This is a genomic window from Photobacterium pectinilyticum, assembly GCF_024357955.1.
GTDB classification, from domain to species: Bacteria; Pseudomonadota; Gammaproteobacteria; order Enterobacterales; family Vibrionaceae; genus Photobacterium; species Photobacterium pectinilyticum.
In genome coordinates this window covers 1-1,722 of the sequence record NZ_JANEYT010000171.1, presented here as the reverse complement: position 1 = coordinate 1,722, position 1,722 = coordinate 1, and the positions used below count along the sequence as shown (strand labels likewise).

General features: G+C 50.5%; 1 protein-coding gene. It reads right to left on the bottom strand.

Annotated features, from left to right (window positions below; translation table 11 throughout):
* Positions 1 to 31: 31 nt before the first annotated feature.
* On the bottom strand, positions 32 to 1,576 hold the full coding sequence (gene tnpC / locus NHN17_RS25675; RefSeq protein ID WP_255045511.1) for an IS66 family transposase: 1,545 nt from the start codon (positions 1,574 to 1,576) through the stop codon (positions 32 to 34).
* Between the last annotated feature and the right edge of the window lie 146 nt (positions 1,577 to 1,722).

Here is a 1,722-nt window from a genome sequence, read left to right as displayed (position 1 = left end):
GTATCCGCCCCATGATTCCACGGGGCGATTATTAATGAGAGAAGTTCCAAGGAAGTAGAGAGTCGATATCCGGCTCAGGCTGGGCTAGCTCTTCCATGCACTTAACCAGATAGTCATACATAATAAGCCCATTAGCTTTAGCGGTCTCGATGATGCTGTAAAGCATAGCACTGGCATCAGCACCTTTTGGGGTGTCGGCGAAGAGCCAGTTTTTCCGGCCGATGACCAGCGGTTTGATTGCGCGCTCAGCCCGGTTGTTGTCGATTGATAAGTGGCCATCCTCCACATACCGCTGGAGCTTGGGCCATTGACCCACTGTATATTTGATAGCTTTACCCAGCTGACTGGACGCCACCACCATCTGTGATGTCAGCCACTGGTACAAGTCATCCAGCATTGGCCTCGCCAGTTTCTGTCGTTCGGCCAGCCGCTCTTCTGCGGATAACCCTTTCAACCGGGTTTCCAACGCATAGAGCTTTTGGATTTTCGCCAAGGCCACATCGGCTTTCCCTGTTTTGCCTTTACCCTGCAGCCTTTTGGCATCCATGAACTTACGCCGGGCATGTGCCAGGCAACCGAGGTGCTTGACCTGAGTGAGACCATCATAGGCTTGGTAGCCATCAGTTTGAAGATAGCCACCGTACTTCCCAAGGAAAGCTGCGGGGCAAGCCCTCGCACGACTGTTCTGATAGTCGAACAAGACAATGTTTTTCGTCCCCTCCAGTGTGGCGGAAGGTGAGTCAGCGCCGGAGCAGTAAACCCACATATAGCATTGTTTATTTTCCTTAAGGACATTTAACGGTGTCTCATCCGCATGGATAACAACCTGACCAAGTAAGTGTTCGTGAAGTGCCTGGTAGAGTGGTATGAAGTGTTTGCTGGCCTGCATGACCCAGCGTGCCATCGTCGTCCGGGATAACTCGATACCGGATTGCTTGAACAGCGTTTCCTGCCGGTAAAGAGGCAGTGCATACTGGTATTTACCAAGAATAATATTGGCTAGAAGGCTTTCAGTAGCAAAGCTCTTGGGAATAAGGCTAGCAGGTACAGGCTTTTGACTGATAGTGACGCTTTCTGCCTCTTTCTCGCACCGGCGGCAACTGTACTTGGGACGAACATACTCCAGAACCTTCAGTACTGCCGGGGTGAACTCCAGCTTTTCACTACAGTCTTCACCTATTTTATGAAGAGGGTGCTGGCAGCACGCACAGTGCTTTTCTTCTTCATCCAAGTCCAGAACAATGCGCTCGCGCGGCAGTTCTTTGGAAAGTGGCTTGCGTTTCCCGCGTGGCTTGTTAGTAGAAGTCGTCGTGGCAACCTTTTCCTGTTCAGCAGAGTGAGCTTCATGCTCTGCTTCATTGAACAGGTCACCTTGCGCCTCGTCATAAGGCTTGAGTGCTTCGGCACGTTTTGCGAACTGGCGGTCAATGGCCAGTTTGAACTGTTCAAGAAGCGTTTGGCGCTCTTGCTTCCATTGCTCTTCTTTGACCTGCTGCTCGGCCATAAGCTGCCTAACCATCGCTTGGAGCGCGGCAACATCTTGGCTGTCAGGGTTGATTTCAGGCGTCGTTTTCATGGTGTCCATTATATCAAAACGGCTACCTAACCACCTGACACATCGGACTTTTATTGTAATTAACTCATTGTAAAATCGCGTATTTCAACGGGTTTATGGCCAATAATAGTGAAGCCAGCAAGCAGCCTATCCAGTTCAAATTGGCT

Coding starts and splice junctions, on each gene's coding strand:
- tnpC (WP_255045511.1), bottom strand. CDS start 1,576: ATGAAAACGACGCCTGAAATCAACCCTGACAGCCAAGATGTTGCCGCG.